This is a genomic window from Photobacterium aquimaris, assembly GCF_002954455.1.
GTDB classification, from domain to species: Bacteria; Pseudomonadota; Gammaproteobacteria; order Enterobacterales; family Vibrionaceae; genus Photobacterium; species Photobacterium aquimaris.
Genome location: NZ_MSCC01000001.1, coordinates 1,664,683 through 1,691,374, shown reverse-complemented (window position 1 = coordinate 1,691,374; position 26,692 = coordinate 1,664,683). Strand labels below are relative to the sequence as shown.

Genomic DNA, 26,692 nt, shown 5'->3' with positions numbered 1-26,692 from the left:
TTTACCTACGTTAAGTAGATAAGAAAATATAAAAATTAAAAGATATGGCTAAATAGCGATATCTACAGATGGTGTCTTACCCATCGCAAGAAATTGCGTGCCCTGGTGGTGGAATTGGTAGACACAAGGGATTTAAAATCCCTCGGCGTTCGCGCTGTGCCGGTTCAAGTCCGGCCCGGGGCACCATCTTTTAAAAAAGCTCATCATTTGATGAGCTTTTTTCGTCTAATGATTACCAAAATTATCATCTTAATAGTGATTGAGCCGTGTTCTCGCTTTATTTTTTATCGTCACTCAAGCGAATAATACAGCTTTTGGTAAACTCAACCGCTTCATTTGCAGTCCATTCTCCTTTGGCTTTTTCTTTTAGTTGCTGGCACCACTTCTCGCTACCAACCGTTGGTGAGCACGCTGATAATAAAAATACAGCACTGAGCAAAATTAAAATTGTCTTCATTAGCATCCTTTCCTGGGGGAGATATTACATAGCATCATTATTTGATCACGATTACAGCTAAGGTAATTTAAATCATCATGTTAGCTATTTAATACTACACTCAGTTAGGAATAACGACATAATATTTATGGCATGTTGTTAGCGCTAGGAGGGCGAATGAAATTAAATTGTGATATGGGTGAAAGTTTTGGTGTATGGAAGAAGGGCAATGATTGTGATGTTATGGCTTCAATTTCAATGGCAAACATTGCTTGTGGTTTTCATGCTGCAGATCCTGACACAATGGCGGAAACTATCCGTTTGGCTAATCAACATGGGGTTATTTTAGGTGCACACCCGAGTTATGATGACAAATTAGGTTTTGGACGGCGTCATATTGCACATTCTTTACCCGCTATTGCGCACTTAATTAGCTATCAAATTGGTGCATTGGAAAGTTTGTGTCAGTTACAAAATTCTACGCTGCATTACGTAAAACCACATGGTGCGCTCTATCACGATATGATGATGGATGAACAGATCTTCATTGTTATTGTTAAAACACTCAGTCAACTTAATCGCTATCGCCAACAGCCTCTTGCTCTAATGGTACTGTCGCGTAAAGATAATCAGCATTATAAAGCTATCGGCCATGATAATAATGTAAGTATTATACTTGAGGCTTTTGCTGATCGTAGTTATTTAGCATCAGGGATGCTGATGCCTCGCGAACAACCCAATGCTATCTTAAGTACACCGGCTGCAATTCAGCACCAAATGCGGCAATTGTTACAGGGAAAAGTGCAAACACCCACTGGTGATTGGTTATTATTAGAAGTGGATTCAGTATGTGTGCATGGTGATAATCCTACTGCCGTTCAATCAGTAAAAACATTAGCTGAACTCATTGCTGTTTCTGAACGTTATTGTGATGATAAGGAGTAAAATGAAAATAACTCCGATCTCAGAAGGTACTTTAATGGTAGAGTTTAGTGCTGTGATAAGTGCTGAAACGACCCAATGTATTGCTGATTTTGTTACATATTTTGAACAGAAATATACTGCGCTTATTGTTGAAATTGTGCCAGCATACACCAAAGTCATGCTGCAATATAAGCTGAGTCAATGTGATTTCAATCAATTGCAGCATATCTGTTTAACATGGTTTCAAGAGTACAAGATTGACCAACGGCGGCCCCCTGCAAAGGTGCACCAGTTAGCTATTTATTATCACCCTGAAGTTGGCCCTGATTTACCATCTCTAGCAATGTCATGCCAGTTAAGTATTGCCGCTGTCATTGAATTACATAGTCGTCAAACATACGATATTGGTGCGATAGGCTTTGCACCTGGTTTTGCTTTTTTATCGAGTGTTAATAAGGCAATTGCAGTACCTCGCCACCAGACCCCTCGACCATGTGTTCCTGCTGGTAGTGTTGGTATTGCGGATCAACAAACAGCAATTTACCCTAAAAGTAGCCCTGGCGGTTGGCATATTATTGGTAATTGCCCGCAATCTGTATTTGAGACTACATCTTACCCGCAATCCTGTTTTTCTGTTGGTGATAAGGTGAAATTTCATGCGATTGATCGCACTACATTCTTAGGGCTTGGAGGGGTGATATGTCCCGTTTGGCAATCATAAATCCAGGCATATTATCATTGATACAAGATCTAGGTCGCTACGGTGGCGCTCAGCAAGGTATCACACAAGGTGGTGCAATGGATTTGCACGCTTTTTGCTGGGCTAATTACCTTTTATCTAACGATAGTAACGCGGCACAATTAGAATTAACTGTCGGTTTAGCTTGCTTTGAGGCATTGGATGACTGCCAATGTGCATTAGCAGGTGCGAATATGGCGGCAACAATTGATGGTCAGCCGATAGCGCCATGGCAATCTTTTCTACTTAAAAAAGGCCAAATACTACAATTTAGAGCTGCTAAATATGGCTTGCGTGCGTATCTTGCAATTCGAGGTGGTTTTAAGATCCCTAAAGTATTAGGCAGCGCAGCAACCGTCATGCGGGAACAATTAGGTGGATTAGACCACGGCCAACCATTAACGAGTAATACGGTGCTTGAAGGGAATAAAGTCCCGTTATTGAGCCGATATTCTATCGTGCCAACTGAATATATTCCTGATTATAGTGCTGATGTAGTGTTATCTGTTATTGAAGCTTATCAAGCTGAATGCTTTACACATCAGCAAAAAAAACGATTTTATCGGCAGCATTATCAAGTTACTTCGGCCTCAGATCGTATGGGATGCCGATTAGAGGGTGAAAAAATAGTGGGAGTCGCAATGGAATTAATTTCTCAACCTATTGCAACAGGGGCGATTCAGATCCCTCCTGATGGGTTACCTATTATTCTATTAAATGATCGTCAGACTCTAGGGGGATACCCTATTTTAGGTTGTATTACTCGAATGGATGTATTGCGTCTCGCTCAAGTTAAGCCTAATGATAAGGTTCAATTTAAAGCGATTGATGCTCAGTTGCTAATAGATTATCAGCAACGATGGATGGATTTTTGCCGTTTTTTTACATTACCTTTTTAGAAAGTGGTAGGCTAAATAAGTTATATAATAATAAGAGGGAGCATTATGTATATTTTTGGCTATGGAAGTTTGATCAACGCAGACTCACGCCAACGAACAGGTAACACCGGTGAGGCTATTCCTGTTGTTGTTGAGGGACTACAACGGTATTGGGGGAAAATAGAGGGTAGTTATCCTATTTCACCATTAGTTGTTATTCCACAGCAAGGGCAATGTAATGGCGTGCTGGTCGAGGTTGATGCTATCGCATTAGCGGAGTTTGATAAGCGGGAGCATGGTTACCAGCGAATAGAAATAAAATTGAATAATATTACTTGTGTCGGTAAGTCGACTGTAGAGGTTACAGGTCCGGTATGGGTTTATGTTAATGATGATTTTTGCTCTCCATGCCATCAAAAACCCATTATTCAAAGCTATGTTGATACTGTTTTAGCTGGATGTTTAGCTATTTCTCCGCAATTTGCCGAGCAATTTATTTCAACAACAAAAGGTTGGCAGTATGCTTATGAAAATGATCGCCACCAACCTAAATATGGTAATTTGGCATATGTATTTGAGCAAGATAAGGATATTATTGACCAATTAGTTCAATCTGCAATAATTCAATCTCATCAATAGTTATCAAAATAAGCATTGAAATGGCGAAGCCGAATAAGAAAGGTCCGGTTAAAACGGTTGATGTAATATGTTGTCGTTGTAAAACGCTGCTATTTAAATACCGCAAAGGCGGTAAAGGCGCGTTGGTGAAATGTTTTAAAGAAAGGATCAGTCGAGATTTTACTCAACAAGCTTATATTTGTCCTGAATGCCAAACCGTATTTGCACGTGAAGCCTTAGTCAGAGGAACGCCTGCGTATAAAATTATTGGTGGTAAAGCGATAGCAAAATGAGACGACCATCAAACAGTTATTTAATCGTGACTGTCTAATGGCCTTGAGACTATTTAAGAATGATAGGTTGTGAGCAATGTATTTGCTTGCTGATTAAAACCGCTTTTAAATCTAGTAACTTACGCTTATAAGTAGCACGAACCAATTGGTAATCAATTGACGGTGCAAACCAGAGTGACAGTTGGCGATCGCTTTTCTTTATTTGGTCAACACGGATGGCTTTTAGATCACCAAAATTGGTTGCTATTGTTTCTTCTCCGACAACTTTGAAGTAATAATGACTAGTGTCATCGCTATTTTGTAAAATAAAGTTAAAGTTTTTCTTTCCTTGCATAATATCTAATCGCATCTGGGCACCAATCGTATCACCATCAAGTATTGGCAATAAAGTCTCACTGAATTTATGCGTCTTACCGTTTTCCGTTACAGTTGATTGTGCACCGTTATCAGTAAAAGTTGCAGATACTTTACCAGTCATTAAGCCTTTTATATTACGTTCAAACGAATCTGTAACAAAACTTTGACGCTGTTGAGACCAATGCAGTTTTGAATGTTGATTTAATTTTGCTTTAGTAATTAAAATATTAACAGTGCTGTTTGTATAAATATTTGCATGAGTACCATCCCAGACTAAATTGCGTTCGTAATCGCCAATATGATGCCCCTCAAAAAATACTTTATATCTTAAGGTCTTATTACATTGGTTGTTTTTGTTAGATAATAATTGAGTAACCGGTTTATCTATAGAAGAGGGAGCCGCTAATGTGTTTGCGTTAGCATTAACGATAGAGCTAAATATACTCACCAAAGAAAAAGTAATAATAGGCAATAAACGCACAAATACTCCTAGAGCAATGAGAAATAACGATGTTAATGATGAATATTAATAGTCTAGCAGATGTACTATAAAATTAACGCTGTTAATTACGCTATAATTCTGAAATTGTGGGGTTAAATAATTGTCAAATTAAAAAAAACACTTTTTTAAAAGTCCTGATAATCAGTTAGTTAAACTTATCTTTTCAATGATATATTTTATAATTAACATTTGTAATATGTAACTCATTGTTTTTAAAGGAGTGGGGTAAAGGTCTGTAGCTTAAATATGTGTCAATTTAAAGATTGTTATTTGACGAAATCTATAGATAAGCCTATTTTTATTTAGTCGTTATTTATGTATCTCATTGTAAGAGGAGTCGAAGATGAAAAAGATGAACTCGTCATATCGTTTACAGATTATTAAAGAAATTGCCCAAAAAAGGCAGACGCAGTCTACCGATGATCCGATGGCGAGGCATATATCTGAACTTCTTGATTGCCATCATGATGCACCAATCAGAACGACACCCACGTTTTTAGATAACCATTACGATGATAATATTGGTGGTTGGGTTAGTGATCTATGGGAATCTAATAAGTAAAATAATAACTACATCAAATGGTATGACTGTATTACTAAGATACGATCTAATTCGTATCTTTTTTATGGGGGTTAAGTCTGAGAAATAAAAATTATTAGTGAGAGACTGGAACAAATATCAGCACTGATGTACATTGCGTGGTGTTTATTTTTTTAGGCTGACAAATGAATTATACCGAATTTGATAGTTACGTACGTAAATGGATTTTCACTCATGCTTCAATGCCTGTTGCTGAAGCTGATTTAGTACAAATAAAACCATTTACTCAAGCTCGTTCGGCGCAATTATGGTGTGAACACGTGAGTAACCAAAGTTCTGATGCTGATCATTTTGAAAAAGGTGACTGGGCATTTGATAAAAAAATTTGGTCCGAAGCGATGGATTGGCAACAAGCTTGGGACAGCGATGAGCCTGAGCTACCTGCTGAGTTGTTAGCAGATATAAAGTGGGAAGATAACACCACTATTTTCTTCTGTTATGAAAAATACAATATTATTGAAACTAAATGGGGTGTATTTAAACGTAATTGGAAGAATTTCTTGTTCTTTGATGATGGCCCATTATTACTTGGTCGCAAACAGAAGCAAGTGGTTTGGTTTCAATCAAATGGCACATTCCAGTTAGCAACCCGCCCATAAGTTAATTTATCATGCCGTATAAAGCGCTATTTATACGGCATTTTTATCAAAATGAATTACATTCTACAATTCTACCTTTTCCCATCATTTTTGCTTTATACATAGCAATGTCTGCCTGAGATAAAATATCTTCTATTGTTTGGTACTGTTCGGGGTGAACGTAATAACAACCAAGACTAGCATTCATTGCTATTTCTTGGTTACTAATGATAATTGGTTGCTGTAATACGTTGAGTATACGCTTACATGTTTGAATTACATCTGCTTGTGTTGTTACCGGATTAATGATTGCTATAAACTCATCACCAGACAAACGTGAAATCATATCGGTTTTTTTTACCGAATTACGTAATTTATAGGCGGTTATTTTTAGTACTTTGTCACCCATTTGATGACCATAGTTATCATTTATTTTTTTAAAGTTATCTAGATCAATAAACACAACAGCAAACTTATGATATTCAGTTCGTTGTTTATTCAGTTCATCGTTTAAGCGGTTCGTAAGCGCGATTCTGTTTGGTAACTCCGTTAATGAGTCATGATGATTAATATAAACAAGACGATCAATTTCTTTTATTGTTGTCAAATCTGTTGCAATAATAGAATACTGTATATGATTGTCTTTTTTATCAATAATTTTATTTATTTTTACATATAGGGGAGTGTTTTTTTTATTGGTTAGATGTTGAATATTAAATTCCCCCTGCCAGTTATGGCAACTATTAAGCTCATGTGTAAGAGATGCTTTAATATTTTTGTATGCAACTTTGTTAATGAAATTTATTAAAGGTTGATGAAGAAGATTTTCATGTTTAACACCAATCAATTTGCTGAAAGTTGGATTCACACGAGTGATAATACCATTATCATCAATAATAATAATTATATCCTGACTATTATTAAAAATACTTGAGGTTAATTGTTTGTGAGATATTAATGCTTGTTTTTCTTTTGTTAGCATAGATATTTCTAAATCAACCTGAAAATCTTTTTTATTTATTTCGTCTATTATAACGCTAAGGTGTTTAAAAGTATCCATTACATTTGCAGTGTGAATGTTTTTATTGTTAAATATATTTGTTTTTTCATTTATTTCTTTATTTAATTTTTTTAGTGGGTTAATAAACCATTTGTTAATTATATCTATGAAACAAAAAAAAATAAAAAGTAGTGTAAATGCGAATAGAAAGTTTATTTTAACTCGGTGATTGTGAATTACATTTAATGTATCTTCATCAAAAAACTTAAATAATACAAGCAATTGAAACGTAATGAAAACGAAAGAAAGTAGTGCGGCTATTTGAAAGGCAATTTTTTTAGACATCGAATAATTCAAAAAATTTTTTTTACGGTTAACATGAGAAATACCTTTTACATTAATTGTAATAACAACACTAGCCATAATGTTTATTACACATTAATGATTTTTTTAGTATAAGTATAAAGGAGATAATATCATGCTATTAAATTGATTGTTTATATCAAACTTATAAGTATTTCTTATTGATATTATTATCATTCAGTTTCATTGGAAGTTTTTATCGTTGAAATTAATTTAGATATTGTGGTTTTACTTTTATTAAGATTATTTACACTTGAATGAAAAGAATGTTGATTTGTTATCATTTTTTGCTTTAGTGGAATAGCACAAGCAATGAAAAACCGCGAACTTTGGTTGGTCGTCGTAATTGTGATAGCGTTTGGTGATGATTCAAATAAACCCATCTGTAATGGTGTGAGTTTATTATTTGCGCTGTAGGCAATACCCGACTTTAAGTAAATAAAGCTAGATAGATGCTGTTGTGGTGGAGTAAAACACCAAGAACTATAAGATGTCATAATAATATCTAATAAAATAAGATTACAATGACATATTACCGGACTGTGATGGTGATGATAGCTTCCTATTAAGACTTTTGTTGCAGAATGATTGTCTTCAATAAGTGGTAATTGATTCTTTGTGATTAATTGGCTCGAAGGTTGACACATTTCAATATTATTAGCAGCAGGTAAGACGGTCCATAATTGAATTGATTCACTGGTTGATTGCAGTGGTAAGACTGTCGATTTGTGAATGACGCCTTCACCACTAGTCATTACGTGAATATCGCCACTCTGAATAGTATGGTGCTGTGGGGTCGAATCATGATGAGAAATAGTGCCAATAACGGGATAGCTGACAGCTTCTATTCCTGAGTGACCATGAAAATTAAGGTTATGACGGGTGTTGTTTTTTGATGTGAAGTGTTCCCATAAAACAAATGGATTTGTCGCTGGGAAATCTTGTTCATGGATAAAGGAGGTCGTAGTCCCTGTTTTTATGCCATGACGAATATGGGTCAGTTGTCTACTTTTTTGCATAAGCAATTTATATCCACTTTAAATTACAGCAAAGTGATTGTTCAATTTAATCATTACGTTTATTTATTCTATTTAAAGCGTAGTTGTGATGTTGACTATTTGCAGATGAATTGTATAAATTTTGCTGTTTTTCTTCATTATTTGCTTTATTACCTATCGTTCTAAGCAGTTATAGTGATAAGTGTGTAATATAATAAATTAATAAGTTGGTTATATATTTCAATAGAACACTCTTGTAATCATAAGTTTTGAGTCTAATTCATTGTATAAATAAAGCAGGGTACAGTAATGACATTATCTTTAGGTGAATTGTTTAAACAGAAAGCGTTTATTAATGGTGAGTGGATAAACGCTTATTCAGGAAAATCGACAGTTATCACTAACCCTGCCACAACCGACGTTATTGGCCATGTACCTTTAATGGGGGTGGAAGAAACTCGCACTGCGATAGAAGCTGCAGATAAAGCTTATCGTCAATGGTCAAAAACAACGGCTAAATACAAAGCGACAGTGTTACGCCAGTGGTATGATCTTATCGTTGAGAATACGGCTGAGTTGGCGACCATTTTAACGTTAGAGCAAGGCAAGCCACTTAATGAGGCAAAAGGTGAAATCACCTATGCTGCTAGCTTTATAGAATGGTATGCCGAAGAAGCTAAGCGCATGAATGGTGAGATGATTCCAAGTCATAAGACGGACGCGCGTATTTTAGTGTCACGTCAACCTGTTGGTGTTGTGGCTGCTATTACGCCGTGGAATTTTCCTGCTGCAATGATCACTCGTAAATGTGCTCCTGCATTTGCAGCTGGTTGTGCAGTGGTATTAAAGCCGGCTCCTGATACTCCTTTTACGGCGCTTGCATTTGCAGCATTAGCACAACAAGCGGGCATTCCTGATGGCTTATTTAATGTCGTTACTGGGGATGCCGTTAAAATAGGTGCAGAATTAACCAGCAATAAAAAAATCAGAAAGATATCTTTTACGGGCTCAACCGCGGTTGGTAAGTTATTAATGGCACAGGCAGCAACAACTGTGAAAAAAGTGTCATTAGAGTTAGGTGGTAATGCTCCATTTATTATTTTTGATGACGCCGATATTGATCGCGCTGTTGATGGCGTAATGATTGCTAAATTTCGAAATGCAGGTCAAACATGCGTATGTGCCAATCGTATTTATGTTCATAAGGCTATTTATGAACAATTTATTGAACGACTATATCAGCAAGTATCGTTATTAAAAGTTGGCAATGGTTTAGATGCTGGCGTGACAATTGGCCCATTAATCAATCGTGCCGCAGTTGAAAAAGTAGAACGTCATATTCATGATGCGATGTTAAAAGGGGCGAGTTTAGTGTTAGGCTCGCAACAAGTATCGAGTGATTGTTTTATTCAACCAACGATTATTCGTGATGTACGCGATGATATGCTGGTGGCAATAGAGGAAACCTTTGGACCATTAGCCGCTATTTTTAGTTTTAGTGATGATCAAGAAGTTATTGATCGCGCGAATAATACCGATTCAGGTTTGGCTGCTTATATTTATACCCAATCACTCTCGCGCGCATTCACGGTAAGTGAAGCCTTAGAATATGGCATGGTGGGTGTTAATGAAGGACTTATTTCGACTGAACTTGCCCCGTTTGGTGGCGTTAAAGAATCAGGATTAGGTCGAGAAGGGGCCCATCAAGGATTAGAAGAATATACTGAAATGAAATATACCCTCATGGGCGGGATTTAATTGAGTGCTGAACACCAATATATTCATGTAGAAATGGTTTTGTTTATTTTCTAGGTAGAGTAAAGTGAAATAATATACTTTTAACATTTTGTTAAAACGAGTAATTATAATAGTAAGCCCAGTTGTCGTAGGACGCGGCAGCGCATGATTGCGTAACGACTGGAGAGGGAGAGTTTAAATAATGTTACCTGCATTAACCTATCAAAGCAGTATTGATAATGCTGTACTGTCGTATTTAACTGCATTATCAAATGCAGGCTTTCAAGGTGATATTGAAAAGAGCTATGCAAGCCGTTTAGCAATGGCAACGGACAATAGCATCTATCAACAATTACCCCAAGCGGTAGTATTACCGCGTGATATTAATGATTTAATATTAGTAGGGGAATTAGGTAATCGTGAAGAATTTCAAAGTGTTACATTTTCACCTCGTGGTGGTGGTACAGGCACTAATGGTCAATCACTGACCTCTGGTATCGTGGTTGATCTCTCGCGCTACTTCAATAAAATACTAGAAATAAATGTAGCAGAAGGTTGGGTTAGAGTTCAAAGTGGAGTGATAAAAGATCAACTTAATGATGCTTTACGTGAGCATGGTTATTTTTTCTCACCCGATCTTTCAACCAGTAATCGTGCCACAATTGGCGGTATGATAAATACTGATGCATCTGGCCAAGGATCGCTTAAATATGGCAAAACCTCTGATCATGTTTTAGCACTGACTGCGGTATTGGTTGATGGTTCAATACTTAATACTGAGCCATTGAGCTCGGTACAACTAGAGGCCTTAGAACAGGGTTCACTGGTTAATAATGCCTTGCAAACAACTGCTCAAATTTGTCGAGATAAGCGCCAACAAATATTGGATAAATTTCCTCAACTTAACCGCTTTCTAACCGGTTATGATTTAAAAAATGTGTATGATGATCAACTAGAATCTTTTGATATTGCAAGGTTATTATGTGGTGCTGAAGGGTCATTAGCATTTATTGCAGAAGCGAAGTTGAATATCACTCCGATCCCTAAATCTCGTACCCTTGTTAATATTAAATATGATAGCTTTGACTCGGCATTACGTAATGCACCAATGATGGTAGAAGCGCATGCGTTATCTGTTGAAACAATAGATTCTAAGGTCTTAAATTTAGCTAAAGAAGATATAGTTTGGAATACGGTTGAGGATCTATTAATAGATGTACCAGGCAAAACCATGTTAGGCATTAACATGGTTGAATTTGCCAGCAATAATATTGCAGACAATCAACAACAAGTTGCCGCACTTTGTCAGCGACTTGATCAATTGATTGCGGATCAACAAGCAGGAATTATTGGCTATCAGGTTTGCGATGATCTTGCTGGCATTCAAAAAATTTATACAATGCGTAAAAAAGCAGTTGGTTTATTGGGGGCAGCCAAAGGCTCTCAAAAACCGATTGCATTTGCAGAAGACACCTGTGTACCTCCTGAAAATCTGGCTGATTTTATTGCTGAGTTTAGGCAATTATTAGACGATAAATCACTTAATTATGGCATGTTTGGTCATGTAGATGCTGGTGTATTACATGTACGGCCCGCGTTAGATATGTGTGACCCTCAGCAAGAACTATTAATGAAACAAGTATCTGATCAAGTGGTTACATTAGTCGCTAAATATGGCGGCTTAATGTGGGGTGAGCATGGTAAGGGTTTCCGCTCTGAGTATGGTCCTGAGTTTTTTGGCGAAGAATTATTTACTGAGTTACGTCGTATTAAAGCTGCGTTTGACCCGTATAATCGTATGAATCCCGGAAAAATATGTACACCACTTGGCAATGATAGTGAATTAGTCAAAGTCGATAGTGTAAAACGTGGTTTTTATGATCGCCAAATAGCCATTTCCACCCGTGATAGTTTTAAACAAGCCATGGAATGTAATGGCAATGGTTTATGTTTTAATTACGACACTAGTTCACCAATGTGTCCATCGATGAAGATTACTGCAGATCGTCGTCACTCACCGAAAGGTCGTGCTGGGTTGGTGCGCGAATGGTTAAGGCAATTAGCTGAGCAGGGTGTTAATGCCGATGAGTTAGAACAACAACTCTTAACGAAATCTCCAACAGTAAAGCAACTTATTGAGCGGTTGAAGAATACTTATGGTGCTAATCGTCATCATTATGATTTTTCACATGAAGTGATGGAGGCAATGAATGGCTGTTTAGCGTGTAAAGCGTGTGCCAGCCAATGTCCGATTAAAGTTGACGTACCTAGCTTCCGATCAAGATTTATGAATATCTATTACAGCCGTTATCAGCGCCCAGCGAAAGATTATTTAGTCGCTTATGTTGAAAATGTTTTACCGTTAATGGTGAAAGCACCAGTGATCGTTAATAGCCTTATTCGTCCACAATGGTCGAAAAAGCTAACAGTAAAAACAATTGGCTATGTTGATATGCCATTATTATCAGTGCCAACATTAACTGAAAGCCTTGATGGTCATCACGCATTATGTTTTGACATGCAATGGCTGCAAGCGTTATCAGATCAGGAACGGCAAAACTATGTGTTGATTGTTCAGGATCCATTTACCAGTTTTTATGATGCTCAAGTTGTACGTGATTTTATTCATTTAATTGAAAAGTTAGGTAAAAAACCAATATTGTTGCCATTTAAGCCCAATGGTAAAGCACAACATGTTAAGGGTTTTTTAAAAGCTTTTGCAAAAACCGCAACCTCAACTGCCGACTTTTTAAACCAATTAGCGGTATTGAATATTCCAATGGTAGGAGTCGATCCTGCATTGGTATTGTGCTATCGCGATGAGTACCAAGAAGTATTGCAGCAACGGCGCGGAAAATTTACCGTGTATACGGTACATGAATGGCTGTTGCCACTTCTAAAAGATATACCTCAAAAAACACCATTGAATGATACTCCATGGTATTTATTTGCTCATTGTACCGAAAAAACCAAAATGCCAAATGCTGAAAAGCAATGGGGGGCTATATTTAGCCATTTGGGCGGTGTAATGGAATCGGTCCCTGTTGGCTGTTGTGGTATGGCGGGTACCTTTGGTCATGAGGCAGATAAACTTGAGGCATCTAAAAAGGTCTATAATTTGAGTTGGAAAGCAAATATTGAACAGTATGATCCTGCGCGTTGTATGGCTACTGGATATTCATGTCGCAGCCAAGTGAAGCGTCTAGAGCACATCCAATTTAAACATCCGCTACAGGCTTTATTGACATTGATGAATAAATAACAGGATGTAGTTAACGATAATAATTAACTATTGCTTCGTATTAAAAATACATTGGCAATAAAAAAAGCGAGCTTATGATTAAGCTCGCTTTTTTATTTGTAGTATTGAATATCGTTATTAGCTTACTGAACGATAGTCATTGTCTGGACATAACCAACGGTAAACAACACCCGCAAGTACTGCACCAATAAGCGGTGCTACCCAGAACATCCACAATTGCGATGTAGCCCAATCGCCAACAAATAATGCAGGACCTGTACTACGTGCAGGGTTAACTGATGTATTGGTTACTGGAATACTGATTAAGTGAATCAGTGTTAACGCTAAACCAATCGCAAGACCCGCCATTTGTGGTGAAGAAAGCTTATGTGTCGCACCTAGAATTACGAATAAGAACATGAATGTCATTACGACTTCAGTAACAAATGAAGACAGTAGTGAGTAATGACCAGGAGAGTGAGCACCGTAACCATTAGATGCAAAGCCATTCGCTAAATCAAAGCCAGCATGGCCACTTGCAATAATATAAAGTACACCGGCACCTGCAATACCGCCAAGTACTTGTGATGCAATGTAAGGAATAACATCTCCAGTAGGGAAACGACCACCAGCCCATAAACCAACAGTAACTGCAGGGTTTAAATGACAACCTGAGATATGACCAATAGCATATGCCATAGTAACGACTGTTAAACCAAATGCCAGTGCAACACCTAAAAAGCCAATACCTAAATTAGGGTATGCGGCTGCTAATACAGCACTACCACAGCCACCTAAAACTAACCAACCGGTACCGATAAACTCAGCAACTAATTTTCTCATCATAAAGATTATTTCCTTTTAAATTGCGATTCAGGTTGCGCGAAAAGTTTTAATAACGAATTAATAGAACTTTTTGATTTCCCTTTATATAAGGTTAAATACTTAGAGCAAATTTAGCTCTGAATAGATTATTATTTTGATGAATATGTTATTATTACAAATGTCATCAATAGAATTAATGGTAAGCACCCCTGATTAATGGCGCACATACTGAATTAAAAACGCTGTGCAAGCTAGCCTCTAGGTAAAACTTTAACCATAAATTATAATTATAAAGAATAATTTATTATCATAGATTGTAAGCAGTATCTGAATCTTTACTTATAGATGAGAATAAGTTTAGCAATAAATGTCCGTTTGTCAGATCTATTTACGATTAATTTATGTTTTATCATTAAAATGTGATTACTTTATAAATTCACATTGGTGTTAAATTTATGCAAGATTTAATGTACTGATCACATTACCTATATTATTGATATTAATCACTTTCATCAAATAAATAAGTTTCTAATTGTTCAGAAAGCCATTTTACAACAGTGCCACGGCGCGCTTCATTTTCAACAACTTCACCATACGACTGCCAATTCATTGCTCGATTATATTTAATGACTTTAAGCGTGCCTTCTCGTAAATGTTGTTTAATTAAAATTGCGGGCAGTGATGACCAACCGGTTTGATCAAGTACTGCGTCTCGCAAGTGTTCATAAAAAGATAACGCGATATATTTCCCCGCTTTGGGGGTCACAATACGTAAGCTCTCCTCATCAAAATAAGCCACCGCAATCTCAGTGTAGCGCTCTAGATCAGCATCATTAACTTTTCGTAGTTGACTTAGAGGGTGATCTTTATGGGCAACAGACATCATACGTATCTGACCTAAATCTGTCTGTTGTAATCGAGAAAAATGATGAGTATCAGGTAATAAACCATAAGCTACATCTACTAGATTTTGCGCTACCATTTCTTCTAGCTCTTGGGTTGGAGCGCTATAAATAGAAACACTTGTTTGAGGGAACTGGATTCGAATTTGACGTAATAATTGACGCCATAGTGACTCTGGTAATGAATCATCACGTGCGATACGAATACTGGCCTCAACGCCTACATTATATTGTTCACAACGAGTATCAATATCTCTCGCAATTAAAATGATACGCTCGAAATCATTAACTGTTGCTTCGCCTATAACGGTAGGGGTAATACGGTTACCACTGCGGTTTAAAAGCTCAACGCCTAAATGATCTTCTAATGCACTTAATGATGCACTGACTGTAGTACGACTTTTTCCATGACGACGGGCAGCTTCAGCAATTGAGCCTGTTTTTATAGTCGATAGAAACATTTCAATTTGAGCTATTTTCATTGATGAGACCAATAGTTTAAATATGAGAACAAAAAAAGCGTAATAATACTTGCAAGCGACGATAAAATCGACGCTCAGTGATTATAGTATTAATAGAAGAGGTTGTATCATCTCATTAGATTCATAATTAAACAAAAAACGACGAAAAATTTGTCGATTGAGGCCTATATGTCTAGTTCAATGCAACAAGAGCGCGGTTTACTCCTGTTGTCTACCGTGTCATCGTTTACTTTTGCTATTTTGGGGATTGTACTTGGATCACTAGTGGGTTCTTTAGTGATTATTTTTGATGGTGCATATTCTTTAGTGAGTTTGGCATTAACGATGTTATCTCTAGGTGCCGCGCATTATCTTCATAAACCTGAAATAAATAAAGATAGTTCGCAAGTAGCAATGATAGCACCTGCTGTTATTGCCATTAAAGGCTCAGTGATTGCTTTAATGTGTATTTGGTCATTTTATTCCGCTGTTGAAGCCATTTTAGCGGGCGGGCGTGATATTAATGCAGGTGTTGCTTTAGCCTTTGGTATGATTAGTGTTGTTGGTTGTTATGGTACTTATCGTTATATCAAAGCCAAAAGTAAAAATATCTCATCAGCATTAGCTGACGCCGAAGCTAAGCAGTGGGTAATGGATACTGTTATCAGTGCCTCTGTATTAATGGGCTTTGTTGTTGCAAAAATTTTGATGATGACCCAATATGCACATTTGGCTGTTTATGCAGATCCTACAATGGTGATTCTAGCGTCTATTTATTTCATTATTGTTCCTGTAAAAATGGTACGTCAAGCAGCAGGTGAACTGATGGATATTTATAGTCATGGCGGTCTTGTTCACGCTCAGAATATAAAATAAACATCAAGTTATATGCGAAGGCCAACAATATATTGTTGGCCTTTTTAGTAATACTACTGTTCAATAAACTAACGTCCAAGCAGTAAAGTATTTTCAATCTCACGATAATATTTTGCGGTATTCATTAATGAGGTCGCGGTTAATCCCGGAACGCCATAGACTTCAACAACGGTATTATATTTGGTTTGCACTTTATCAACTAATAAATCAAAATCACCGTCGCCGGATAATAAAATAATCCGATCAACATCTGCTGCATGTTCTAATACATCAATCGTAATACCGACATCCCAATCACCCTTTGCAGAGCCATCACTACGTTGAATAAAAGGCTTTAATTTAACCTCAAAGCCAATACCGCGTAGGATATTTTGAAATTGTCGCTGTTTTTCATCGCCTTTATGAATAGCATAAGCATAAGCCGCAATAATTTTACGCCCTTGTGATACTTCTGCCCAAAAAGCATTGTAATCGAAATTACAATGATACTTTTCTTTGACGGTATAATAGATGTTTTGGACATCGACAAAAATAGCAACTTTTTCCACGAGAATCCTAAATAATTAACTTGCCAGTTTGTTATGGTGGACAAACTGGCGATGTATTACAACTATTATTAGTTAAATAATAATGAGTGCTATCACAGCCATTATTTATTTGTTGATGATTGATTAATATTACCGTTACGTAATGTTTGTAATACCTGATCTTTAGGTCCATCAGCAACAATATGACCATGTTCCATAACGATCAACCGATCAACCACATCAAGCATACCTGTTTTATGGGTGATTAAAATAAGTGTTTCTTCGTTGGTCATTTTATAAAGTTGCTGCTTTATATACATTTCTGAACGGTTATCCATGCTACTGGTTGGCTCATCCATAATAACCACGGGAGGCTGACTAAGAAATGCGCGTGCAATAGCGATTGCTTGACGCTGACCGCCAGAGAGTGCGTGTCCACCTTCTCCGATTTGTTTTTCTAAACCAGCCGCATCATGTTGAGTAAATGCAGTTACACCAGCACGTTCAGCCGCTTGTAAAATTTCTTTGTCAGTCGTTAAGGGGCGGCCAAGTATAATATTATCGCGAATAGAGCCAAAAAATAGGGTGATATCTTGCGGTACACAGCCGATATTACGACGAATATCGATATGGTGAAGTTGATTGATATCAGTATCATCAATACGAACTGAGCCTTGTTGTGGCTGATATAGCCCCATTAGAATACGTTCAACACTGGTCTTGCCAGAACCAATTCGGCCAATAATAGCCACTTTTTCACCAGGGTTAATGGTAAAACTGACATTCTTTAATGCAGCTTGTGTTGCATTGGGGTAAGAAAAGGTGACATTATCAAATTCTATTTTGCCACGAATAATCGGACGGTGAATATAACGTTTACCGTCTTCTTGCTCGAGAGGCATTGCCATTAATTGTTCAATAATGGTCATTGCTGATTTAGCTTGGTTGTAACGTGTTGATAGCAAAGCAAGTTGTACCATTGGTCCAACTGCACGACCACTTAACATCGTTGAGGCAATTAATCCCCCCATGGTTAAATCACCATTCGCAATTAAATAGACCCCGACAACAATCATCGCAACAGAGACAAATTGCTGTAAAAATCCGGCGGTATTTTGAACTGAATCAGTTAAACGGCGCGATTTTAGTCCCCAATTTGAAATATGGGTAACAGCTTCTTCCCAGCGATATTGAAATTGACTTTGAGCACCAAACATTTTGATAGTTTCTAACCCTGATAAACTCTCAATTAAGTTGGCATGTTTTTGAGATGCTAAGCGTGATCCTTCTTCAATGGTACGACGTAATGGTCGCTGAATAAGGTAGCTATAAATAACTAAAATTAATACCGCAATCAGTGGCACTAAAGCTAAAGGACCTGCCATTACATAGATAATAAATAAGAAAAGTAATGCAAACGGTAAATCAATTAATGATGAAACCGTGGCTGATGTAAAAAATTCACGTATAGATTCAAACTCTTGTAAATGGCGAGCAAAGGCACCAACAGATGCTGGTTTAGCTTCCATTCGAATCCCCATAACTTTGCTGTATATCTTTGCTGAAATAAGAAGGTCTGATTTTTTACCGGCTAAATCAATAAAATAGTTACGTAATATTTTTAAAATAAAATCAAAAATAAAAATGATAGTAATACCGACAGACAATACCCATAGTGAATCAAAAGCAAGATTAGGAACAATCTTATCGTAGACTAAGCGGGTAAATAACGGCGCAGCAATAGCAAATATGTTAATTAAAATTGAAGCAATAAAGACATCACGATAAATACTGCGTGATTCCCATAACGTGCTCCAGAACCAATGACCATCACGGCTTTTTAATATTTCAGGAGAACGTTCATCGTAGCGAAAACGTTTTTTGATTAGAAATAAGTGACCTGTATATTGTGCATTTAATTCATCTATATTGATCCATTGTTCAGAGCCATCACTTTGCGGTAGAACAACCTCGGCTTGACCTTTTTCTTTATCAAGACTGAGCACCACACAGGCATCACCACCTTTTAGGATTGCAATCACAGGAAATAATAATGGTGATAATTTCGCTAATGATAATTGTGTTTGTTTGGCCTGAAGACCTGCTTTTTCTGCTGCTCGAGGCAATAAATAAGACGTCAGTAATCCATCTGTAAGTGGTAGATCGGCAATCAATGCATCTGGTGAATTTGCTTGGCCGTAAAAGCGACTAATATAAGTCAATGATTGTAGTAATGGATCTTTCATTTCATTTCTCCATTAACTAACTCTTCAGTAACATAGCCTTGGAAACCTTGTACTTTTAGTAACGTTAGTTTTTGTTTTTGTTCAACAGTTTCTACGCGAGAAGCAATTGTCATTACAGCAAGGTTATTAGCACTGCGTGTTATTGATTCTAAAACATCCATTTTTACTAGATCATCTAATTGTGACGTGTAAGCAAAATCAAGCTTCACATAGTGAGGCCGTAATTGATTGAGATACCCAGTTGAGCTGAAATTATGTCCATAATTATCTATACCAAATTGAAATCCATTTTGACGTATGATTTCACACAATAAACGGGTGTTATCAATATTTTTAATAAAACAAATTTCTGGTAATTCAAATAAAACATGTTGTTTCATTTGTGGGCATGATTGCAGTTTATTGTTTAGCCAACGGATAAAGCCCGTATCATTAATACTACTTTGAGTAATATTTATTGCCACAGGAATCGATTTGGTTTGTTTTGTTAATTTATTAAAAATAGTGTCAATAATATAGCGATCAAATTTGGCGCCGTCATTGAGCTTTTCTAAAGCAGATAAAAATTGACCTGCATTAAATTTTTGTTGGTCTTTTTTAATGTACGCAAAGATTTCTTTATGAATGACGATGTTGTTAGCATCAATGGCTTTTTGAAAAGTGAAATGGATTAAATTATTCGCAATTGCTTCATCGACTAATGCATTCCATTGTTGTTTACCTATCGCGGGTATTGTTTTATTGGCACTGACTTCTAATAAAGCCAATGGTTCTTTTATTTGTTGGCGCGCTTTATTTAAGGCATTGTCAGCATGCGCAAGTAGTGCTGTTATTGTTAATTTTTCTGAACACATAACAATGCCTACTGCAGCTTGAAGGGGAGCAATACCGAGGGGATCAAGATTTAATTCTGATGTAATAGATAGCATGACACGAGCTGTATCAGTAAGATCTTCTTCAGAGGCATTTGGCACAATAAGCATAAATTCAGATTGGTTTAAACGTGCGATAGTAATGTTATCAGCAGAAAGTTCTTTTAAGCGTTCTGCCAGTTTTAACACTAAAGGATCGCCTAATTCATAACCTGCTTGTTGGTAACTATCTTCAATCGCATCAGACTTCAATAGAATGATGCCACCCGTAGGTTGATTGGTTAACCATGAGTTTAGTTTGGTCATTAAATAACTACGGTTAGCTAGCCCTGATACAGGATCTTGATAAGCACGAACTCGTAATGTATCTGCTTCTTGAGCCTGTTGTTCAAAGTGCTGCTGTAATTGAATATTCATTGAGTTAAAAGCAGTGACTACATCAACTAACTCGCGAGTATGTGGCGTTGGTAACGGTGCTGTAAAGTGGTTATTAGCCATTTCTTGAGCACTTTTTTGAATTTGTTTCAAAGGCTTTAGCACTTTATTGAGTACAAGTGATAACACAATTGCACCTAATAATAGGCAAGAGATAAAACCAAGAATAAGCTGAACTGTTGCTTGCCATAATTGAATATATGCAGATGCAGGGCTACTTGTTACTGTAAGGTCCGCAAGTTGTAGCCAGCCATTAGTTAATGTTCTAGTTTGAGTAATAGCATCAATATGAACAACGGATTTAAACCAATTAGGTACATTTTTTATTATTTGTGGATATTGACGAATGATTTCTTTGTTTGAATCGAATAAGGTCAATTTCACTTTACTGTAATAACCCGAATCAAAAGTCGCATTAATAACCGATTCGGCAGCAATAATATCGTTGGCTTTTAGATACGGAGATAATGCAAACCCAACTGAGCTGACAACATTATTGAGCTCTGTTGATTGTTGTTCAATTAAATAGCTTTTAGTGGTATTAAATTGAATCGCAAATACAGTACTAGTTAGTAAAAATAATACCACTAGCATCCACAGTAGCAGTTGTCGGTAAAGAGTCATTGTAATTTACTCATTAAAAAATGTTTCGTGGGTGGTTGAGTTTTATATATTGCGAACGATGACGTAGATCATTCCAAAGGCTTAAGCGAGAAGCATTACCTGCCACTTGGCCTTGACCTTTCTGCTTTACAAGCCATAATTTACTACCATTGAAGCTGTAGATTGGTAATAAATCGTTACGTTCAGTTGCTGGTGAAATAGTCCCTTTAAGATTATCTAAAATTACAGGAACGGCTGATGGCGTTGGATAATAGGCGACGACCATGTGGAACTGATTAAGCTCAAGTGCTTTTACGTACACTAACCTGAGCTTATTATCATCAATGCCAAGTTTAAGTAGAGCTTGATATTTAGCTATACTAAAATCCTCACAATCCCCAGCACCAACACCAACAAATTCGTAAGGTGTTGCCCAATAATCCTCTTGTCCCCATAGCTTTTTATCGCTAATAAAAACGAACTGGTTAAAAAAATCATTAACAGCGTTGAGTTTTTGTTGAGTCGTCAGGTGTTGTGAATTTTTGATGAGTGTGCGCCATGCGATTGCTCGTTCACCCGCGCGCTCACCATAAAATTGCGTGATTTTATCGATATTCTGCTTACTCGCAGCATATGCATTTAGTGTAATTAAACAACACAATAGCAAAAAAGTTATTTTCTTCAACGGGCAATTATCTGTTTAGTTTTTACGGACGGTATATACGGTCCATTCTTTTACAACATTACCTTGATAACCAACAACTTGTGCAATAACTCGACGGCTTAGTGTATTTGTTTTCTCGATATCATTTGCTTTAACAGGATCGCTATCGCCAAAGCCTACGGTTTTTATTCTAGAGGCTGCAACACCATCATTGATTAATGCCTGACGAATGGCGATCGCGCGGCGTTGTGATAAGGCAACATTATAATTAGCATTACCAACCGGACTTGCATAGCCTTTAAGTTCAATGTGTGTTTTAGGGTATTTCGCTAAGAACGCACTCATTTTTTTGATATTTTGCATGTAACTTTCCACTACCACTGAAGAGTCATTAGCAAATAGAACATGAATCTTATTTTCTTCAGAGCTATCAACATAAGTAGGGCAACCATCATTATCAACAACGGCATCAGTCGGTGTTTTAGGGCAATGATCTCGCTGGTTAATAACACCATCGCTGTCGTTATCAAATAGATTTTTGGTTTGTTTGGCAACAGGTGGTTGAGGCACTGAAAGAGAGCAACCAAAGAGTGTTAGAGTCAGTAAACCCGTAATGATATATTTCATATTATGTTCCTTTATTTAACCGACCGTGCCCAAGATTGAGGTATTTCAACCCGCATTTCACTGAGGATAAGTCCTGTGGCATTTAGCACACGATATTTAGCTAAAATACCATCATATTCAGCGGTTAAATAAGCTTTACGTGCTTCAAATAATTCATTTTCAGTGTTTAATACATCTAATAAAGAACGTTGACCAATTTTGAATTGTTTCTCATATGCAATAACAGTACGCGCTGAAGCATCAACATGTTCTTGTAAGAATAATTTTTGCTTTTTCGATAACGTTAATGCACTCCAAGAAAGGCGAGTTCCTTCTTCTAGCATGCGATGAGCGCGATCACGAATATCTTTAGATTTATTAATTTGGTAAGCCGCTCGACGTGATTTTGCAACATCACTGCCACCGTTAAACAGGTTATAGCGCATTTTTAGCATTGCTTTAAGCTCATCAGTATCACCCGATGAACCATTGAGATCTTCTCCCCATTCTTGTGAGGCTTCAATACTAAAAGAAGGGTAGAAGGTACCTTTAGCTTGCTTGTATTGATATTCAGCAGCATGTATATCATTGGATGCGATATAAACCACTGGGTTATTTTTTTCGGCTTTAGCAAGCGCATCATCTAGCGAGGTTGCAAGATAATTAGTGTCTACTTCTGGTTTTACAAGATCGGTTGGGTAAGCACCAACAATACGTACAAATGCGGTGATTTTATCTTGAAGATTGCTTTCTGCAGCTAATAAATTGGTATTTGAACTGGCTAAACGGCCATCAACTTGTGCTAAATCCGCTGTAGAGCCAATCCCTGCATCAGCACGTTTTTTAATATCGACGTACATTTTTTGATGCACTTTAAGGTTAGATTGAGACAGGGTTAGTACATCCTGCGCGTGAAGTACATCAAGGTAGGCTTCGGTAGCTTTTAATGCTTTATCTTGTGCGTCAGATAATAGTTGATAGCGTTGCGCTTCTGTTTCTGACTTATTACGTTGAATATCGTTATACGTAATCGACCCATCCCAAATTAACTGCCGAATATTAATTTTGGCAGTTTGAGGGCGATACTGACCTGAAGGACTTTTGGCTTTGTAGTCATCATGTCCGATGCCGGCTTCTAGATCGACTGAAGGTAAATAGTCACCTTGAGCGGCATTGATCAATTGATGCTTACTTTGAAACTCATTATAAGCACTTTTTATATCCGGATTGGTTGATAATGTTTCTGCAATAGCTTGCTCTAGAGATTGCGCCATTGCAGGTGCAGCCAAGCATTGAAGGCCAATCAGTAACGTGATTTTTTTAAAACATGTTTTTGGTCATTATTTTATTCTCTTAACGCCGTTTGACGCGCTCTGAGGACAGGTTTCAATAGATAATCTAATACAGAACGTTTGCCAGTAATAATATCTGCTGATGCTGTCATTCCAGGAATGATAGGTAATGATTCGCCATTAGGACCTTTAAGACTGCTTGCATCGGTACGAATCTTTACTTGATAGAAACTATTGCCTTCTTTATCTTGGATCGTATCAGCACTGATTGTTTCTAATGTGCCTTTTAGTCCCCCATAATTAGTAAAATCATAGGCGCTAAATTTTATAATTGTTGGTAATCCAGGCCGTAAAAAACCGATATCTTGAGGGGCAATTTTAGCCTCAATCAATAGCGTGTCTTCTGTTGGGACAATTTCAACTAATGGCATACCTGGCTGTATAACACCGCCTACGGTATTAACATAAATAGTTTGTACAGTGCCATTAACTGGAGATACCACAGTCGTACGTTTGACTCGATCTTTTAAGCCTACTTGCGTTTCTGTCATACTGGATAATTTATCGCTGGTTTCATTCAGTTTAGCTTGAATTTCTGAACGGAATTGCAAAGCAATATCAATATATTTAAATCCTGCTTCTCGAATTGCTGCTTGAGTCACTGGAATTTGAAGTTTAGCTGAGTTTAAATCCCATTTAGTGTCATTAAGTGCACGTTGTAACTTCAGTAACTCAATTCGAGGTACGACACCTTCTTCTGCTAACGGCTTGGTTATATTGTATTCTTTTAATGCAATGTTATAACTGTTACGAATATTTTTTACTCGTGATTGAGTTTCTGTTAGCTCTCTTTCTTTTTGTGATGCTTGTTGTGAGGCAACAGAAAGTTGATTTTCTAAATTGTTCAATTTACCCGTAAATTGGTTTAGTTGCCGATGGACTAATTGTGGATGTTGTTTTTGAAACTCAGCCGTAAATGTCGGTGGTAGGCTTTTGACATTAACACTTTTACGCCATTCTTTATTGTTTGGGGTTCTATTTACAGTCACGCTAGCAAGTAATGCATTAAGACGTAATGAATCTGCTTGGGTTGATGCCAGACTTTGGTTTTTCTCTTTAAAGTCAGATTTAAATTGAGTGTCATCAATAAGCAACAGTGTCTGCCCCTTTTTTACTTGCTGACCTTCTTTCACTAAAACCTGCTTTACAATTCCACCTTCAAGGTTTTGTACGACTTGTAACTGAGATGATGGAATCACTTTTCCTGAACCGGTAGTGACTTTATCGAGTTTTGCAAAATAAGCCCAAATAAATGCGATAAAGAAAAATAGCACCATTACCCATAAAATGATTCTGGCACTTTTGGGAGTGTTAAGCAGTAATGCTGCTGATTTATCATCAATAAAATCGAGATCATCGGTTGATATCGAGGTGCTCTTTTTACTCATATAAAAACCTATGTATTGAGAAATAACGGTCTACAGAAATGTTAATATTAATGTTAAAAAAAACAATATTTTGACTGCAAAAATTGGCTTGGCATCTTGCTGCATAATATGTTATTACCGTTAATGAAGTTGACAATAAAGGATATTATTTTTCTTGTTAGTCATGATTTTTATAAATAATTCTAATTTGACATATTGTTATTGTTATTATTTATATGTTGCGTTGTTGTTTGTTTATAATTAAGACTAATGATAAGCTTCTGAAGTATTGACGTAAAGGTGTTTTTAATCTTCACTTATACAATAAGTCTATGATTGATTTAGTAATCTGAATAATTAACGATAATTTATGGGTTTAAATCTATGCGGTTGTGACGATGTTAACTTATCCAGTTTAGTTATTATGCTATCGAAGAATTTAAAGGTTGGGCGATTTCATGGTTAATGATAATAAGAAAGTTGAAGATTTTAAGCTTGTTGATGGTGAAAGTTTTATTCTTCAGCCAAATCAAAAGCCTATACCTCTAGTTGATACGCATAGTTTACAGAGTAATGAAGTTATTGTTACTAATCGTGACGCTAAATTTATTTTTATAAAAGATGGCGTAGAGCAAGTGGTTAATTTCCCTTGCCCTAGTTGTTCAATATTAACCCCCGCAGGGATCGAAACGATTGAACTAGATAACAGTATTTCCTTTAATGGCGATGCTAAAGCCGATACATCTTTTTCTGCAGATGATATTGAGTCACTTCAAAATGCAATCTTAGCAGGGCAAGATCCAACAACATTATTTGAAGCACCTGCTGCAGGTAATGCAACAGCAGCCGGCAATGTGGGATTAAATGGCTCCTCTGCAACGGCAAGTTTTATCACTATTAATTATGATAATGATGCTGTATTAGCAGAAGCAGGTTTTGATACTGCTTATAATCCTCAACGCGCCGTCCAAGCAATTGATCCGAATGTAATTCTTGCGGCTGATGGTGGCGAGTTAGGCTCAATGGTTGTTGTTGAAGGTGATCTAACACCTCAACATGGCGAACAGGGTTACCCTGTCGAAACATCAACATCCATTATTATTGATGCAGCAACATTACCACTAGAAAGTAGCTCTTTTGTTTTTGATCCTCTCTCAATTAATACATTATTGTCTGAATTAAATAATGACATATCTTCTGGAGGCAAAGCGGTTAGCTTTGTTTACGATACTCAAACAAATACAATTATTGGTACTCTCGACGGTACGACAGTCATGTCTATTGCCCTTGAAGTTTCATCAATCAATGGCCGAGATGTTACAGTTAATGTTGTTACCACAATTAATCAGCCTATTGATCATGTCGCAGGGAATAATAGCGGATTAGTCTCTCATAATGGTGATAGCATCACCATTGATGTTGTTATTCAGGGCGCGGATTCAAATGGTAACCCACTTGATAAACCAATTAATGTCGATATCACTATCAAAGATGGTGCCAACCCAGAATTTGGCACCGACAGTGGCACCACGATTAATGAAACCACCCAAAATGGTGAGGTTATTACAGGTGACGTGCCACTGAATGTGGGCTCTGATGCGATCCATCAACTTGATTTCAACGTTAACCAGCCGGATTTAGCGAGTCTGACCAGTAATGGTGCCGCGACTACCTTTACGGTTAACGGTAAT

At 37.0% G+C, this 26,692-nt stretch carries 24 protein-coding genes and 1 tRNA gene; 12 read left to right on the top strand and 13 right to left on the bottom strand.

Annotation, left to right across the window (positions count from 1 at the left end):
* Positions 1 to 99: 99 nt before the first annotated feature.
* A tRNA-Leu gene (locus BTN98_RS07440) sits at positions 100 to 186 on the top strand.
* 91 nt (positions 187 to 277) lie between these two features.
* Here BTN98_RS07440 and BTN98_RS07435 read toward each other — a convergent pair.
* Positions 278 to 457, bottom strand: coding sequence for a DUF3012 domain-containing protein (locus BTN98_RS07435; protein ID WP_061000543.1), 180 nt, complete (start codon positions 455 to 457; stop codon positions 278 to 280).
* A 156-nt stretch (positions 458 to 613) separates the two neighbouring features.
* On the opposite strand from BTN98_RS07435, the gene BTN98_RS07430 reads away from it, so the two are divergent.
* From BTN98_RS07430 to BTN98_RS07410, 5 genes are read left to right on the top strand one after another with little or no spacing between them, the layout of a single operon-like run.
* The gene (locus BTN98_RS07430; RefSeq protein ID WP_061000541.1) at positions 614 to 1,381 is read left to right on the top strand and encodes a 5-oxoprolinase subunit PxpA; all 768 of its coding nucleotides are present in this window, start codon (positions 614 to 616) and stop codon (positions 1,379 to 1,381) included.
* A 1-nt stretch (position 1,382) separates the two neighbouring features.
* On the top strand, positions 1,383 to 2,081 hold the full coding sequence (pxpB, locus tag BTN98_RS07425; protein ID WP_061000539.1) for a 5-oxoprolinase subunit PxpB: 699 nt from the start codon (positions 1,383 to 1,385) through the stop codon (positions 2,079 to 2,081).
* The gene (locus BTN98_RS07420; protein ID WP_061000537.1) at positions 2,060 to 2,998 is read left to right on the top strand and encodes a 5-oxoprolinase subunit C family protein; all 939 of its coding nucleotides are present in this window, start codon (positions 2,060 to 2,062) and stop codon (positions 2,996 to 2,998) included. Before pxpB ends, BTN98_RS07420 begins: the two co-directional genes overlap by 22 nt.
* A gap of 45 nt (positions 2,999 to 3,043) precedes the next feature.
* Positions 3,044 to 3,616 (top strand): gamma-glutamylcyclotransferase family protein, encoded by a 573-nt coding sequence (locus BTN98_RS07415; protein WP_061000535.1) that lies wholly within the window; start codon positions 3,044 to 3,046, stop codon positions 3,614 to 3,616.
* Positions 3,617 to 3,636: 20 nt separating this feature from the next.
* On the top strand, positions 3,637 to 3,888 hold the full coding sequence (locus tag BTN98_RS07410; protein ID WP_061000533.1) for a hypothetical protein: 252 nt from the start codon (positions 3,637 to 3,639) through the stop codon (positions 3,886 to 3,888).
* 49 nt (positions 3,889 to 3,937) lie between these two features.
* Here BTN98_RS07410 and BTN98_RS07405 read toward each other — a convergent pair whose 3' ends face one another.
* Positions 3,938 to 4,726: a DUF3108 domain-containing protein gene (locus BTN98_RS07405; protein ID WP_061000532.1), complete on the bottom strand. Its 789-nt coding sequence runs from the start codon at positions 4,724 to 4,726 to the stop codon at positions 3,938 to 3,940.
* Positions 4,727 to 5,090: 364 nt separating this feature from the next.
* Here BTN98_RS07405 and BTN98_RS07400 point away from each other — a divergent pair, with 364 nt between their 5' ends.
* Both BTN98_RS07400 and BTN98_RS07395 read left to right on the top strand, forming a co-directional pair.
* On the top strand, positions 5,091 to 5,309 hold the full coding sequence (locus tag BTN98_RS07400; RefSeq protein ID WP_061000530.1) for a hypothetical protein: 219 nt from the start codon (positions 5,091 to 5,093) through the stop codon (positions 5,307 to 5,309).
* Between the two features lie 164 nt (positions 5,310 to 5,473).
* A complete protein-coding gene (locus BTN98_RS07395) occupies positions 5,474 to 5,947 on the top strand; it encodes a DUF2947 domain-containing protein (RefSeq protein ID WP_061000528.1) in 474 nt (157 codons plus the stop codon).
* Positions 5,948 to 5,993: 46 nt separating this feature from the next.
* Here the strand turns inward: BTN98_RS07395 and BTN98_RS07390 are convergent, their stop codons facing one another.
* Positions 5,994 to 7,349, bottom strand: coding sequence for a GGDEF domain-containing protein (locus tag BTN98_RS07390; RefSeq protein WP_105029972.1), 1,356 nt, complete (start codon positions 7,347 to 7,349; stop codon positions 5,994 to 5,996).
* Positions 7,350 to 7,462: 113 nt separating this feature from the next.
* Complete coding sequence (locus tag BTN98_RS07385) at positions 7,463 to 8,308, bottom strand: pirin family protein (RefSeq protein WP_061000524.1); 846 nt, start codon at positions 8,306 to 8,308, stop codon at positions 7,463 to 7,465.
* Between the two features lie 288 nt (positions 8,309 to 8,596).
* On the opposite strand from BTN98_RS07385, the gene BTN98_RS07380 reads away from it, so the two are divergent.
* The gene (locus BTN98_RS07380; protein ID WP_061000522.1) at positions 8,597 to 10,045 is read left to right on the top strand and encodes an NAD-dependent succinate-semialdehyde dehydrogenase; all 1,449 of its coding nucleotides are present in this window, start codon (positions 8,597 to 8,599) and stop codon (positions 10,043 to 10,045) included.
* A gap of 181 nt (positions 10,046 to 10,226) precedes the next feature.
* Entirely contained in the window at positions 10,227 to 13,286 is a 3,060-nt protein-coding gene (gene ydiJ / locus BTN98_RS07375) for a D-2-hydroxyglutarate dehydrogenase YdiJ (RefSeq protein WP_061000520.1), read from the top strand.
* 117 nt (positions 13,287 to 13,403) lie between these two features.
* On the opposite strand, the gene aqpZ is transcribed toward ydiJ, so the two are convergent.
* Together aqpZ and BTN98_RS07365 are read right to left on the bottom strand one after the other, a co-directional pair.
* Positions 13,404 to 14,108 carry an aquaporin Z gene (gene aqpZ, locus BTN98_RS07370; RefSeq protein WP_197432892.1) on the bottom strand — a complete coding sequence of 235 codons (705 nt, stop codon included), beginning with the start codon at positions 14,106 to 14,108 and terminating at the stop codon, positions 13,404 to 13,406.
* A 481-nt stretch (positions 14,109 to 14,589) separates the two neighbouring features.
* A complete protein-coding gene (locus BTN98_RS07365) occupies positions 14,590 to 15,474 on the bottom strand; it encodes a LysR family transcriptional regulator (RefSeq protein WP_061000516.1) in 885 nt (294 codons plus the stop codon).
* Positions 15,475 to 15,642: 168 nt separating this feature from the next.
* Between BTN98_RS07365 and BTN98_RS07360 the strand changes: the two genes are divergently transcribed.
* On the top strand, positions 15,643 to 16,329 hold the full coding sequence (locus BTN98_RS07360; protein WP_061000514.1) for a cation efflux transmembrane domain-containing protein: 687 nt from the start codon (positions 15,643 to 15,645) through the stop codon (positions 16,327 to 16,329).
* A gap of 68 nt (positions 16,330 to 16,397) precedes the next feature.
* On the opposite strand, the gene BTN98_RS07355 is transcribed toward BTN98_RS07360, so the two are convergent.
* From BTN98_RS07355 to BTN98_RS07325, 7 genes are all read right to left on the bottom strand, one after another.
* Positions 16,398 to 16,877 carry a LabA-like NYN domain-containing protein gene (locus BTN98_RS07355; RefSeq protein ID WP_061000512.1) on the bottom strand — a complete coding sequence of 160 codons (480 nt, stop codon included), beginning with the start codon at positions 16,875 to 16,877 and terminating at the stop codon, positions 16,398 to 16,400.
* Between the two features lie 101 nt (positions 16,878 to 16,978).
* Complete coding sequence (locus BTN98_RS07350; protein ID WP_061000510.1) at positions 16,979 to 19,102, bottom strand: type I secretion system permease/ATPase; 2,124 nt, start codon at positions 19,100 to 19,102, stop codon at positions 16,979 to 16,981.
* The gene (locus BTN98_RS07345; protein ID WP_061000508.1) at positions 19,099 to 21,033 is read right to left on the bottom strand and encodes a bifunctional diguanylate cyclase/phosphodiesterase; all 1,935 of its coding nucleotides are present in this window, start codon (positions 21,031 to 21,033) and stop codon (positions 19,099 to 19,101) included. Before BTN98_RS07345 ends, BTN98_RS07350 begins: the two co-directional genes overlap by 4 nt.
* A gap of 13 nt (positions 21,034 to 21,046) precedes the next feature.
* The gene (locus tag BTN98_RS07340; RefSeq protein ID WP_061000507.1) at positions 21,047 to 21,697 is read right to left on the bottom strand and encodes a transglutaminase-like cysteine peptidase; all 651 of its coding nucleotides are present in this window, start codon (positions 21,695 to 21,697) and stop codon (positions 21,047 to 21,049) included.
* Between the two features lie 15 nt (positions 21,698 to 21,712).
* Positions 21,713 to 22,303, bottom strand: coding sequence for an OmpA family protein (locus BTN98_RS07335; RefSeq protein WP_061000505.1), 591 nt, complete (start codon positions 22,301 to 22,303; stop codon positions 21,713 to 21,715).
* Positions 22,304 to 22,314: 11 nt separating this feature from the next.
* Entirely contained in the window at positions 22,315 to 23,556 is a 1,242-nt protein-coding gene (locus BTN98_RS07330; RefSeq protein ID WP_105030002.1) for a TolC family outer membrane protein, read from the bottom strand.
* A 71-nt stretch (positions 23,557 to 23,627) separates the two neighbouring features.
* The gene (locus tag BTN98_RS07325) at positions 23,628 to 25,022 is read right to left on the bottom strand and encodes an HlyD family type I secretion periplasmic adaptor subunit (RefSeq protein ID WP_061000502.1); all 1,395 of its coding nucleotides are present in this window, start codon (positions 25,020 to 25,022) and stop codon (positions 23,628 to 23,630) included.
* Positions 25,023 to 25,459: 437 nt separating this feature from the next.
* On the opposite strand from BTN98_RS07325, the gene BTN98_RS07320 reads away from it, so the two are divergent.
* Positions 25,460 to 26,692 (top strand): retention module-containing protein (locus BTN98_RS07320; RefSeq protein WP_146107013.1); only part of this gene is annotated, 1,233 nt, incomplete at its 3' end.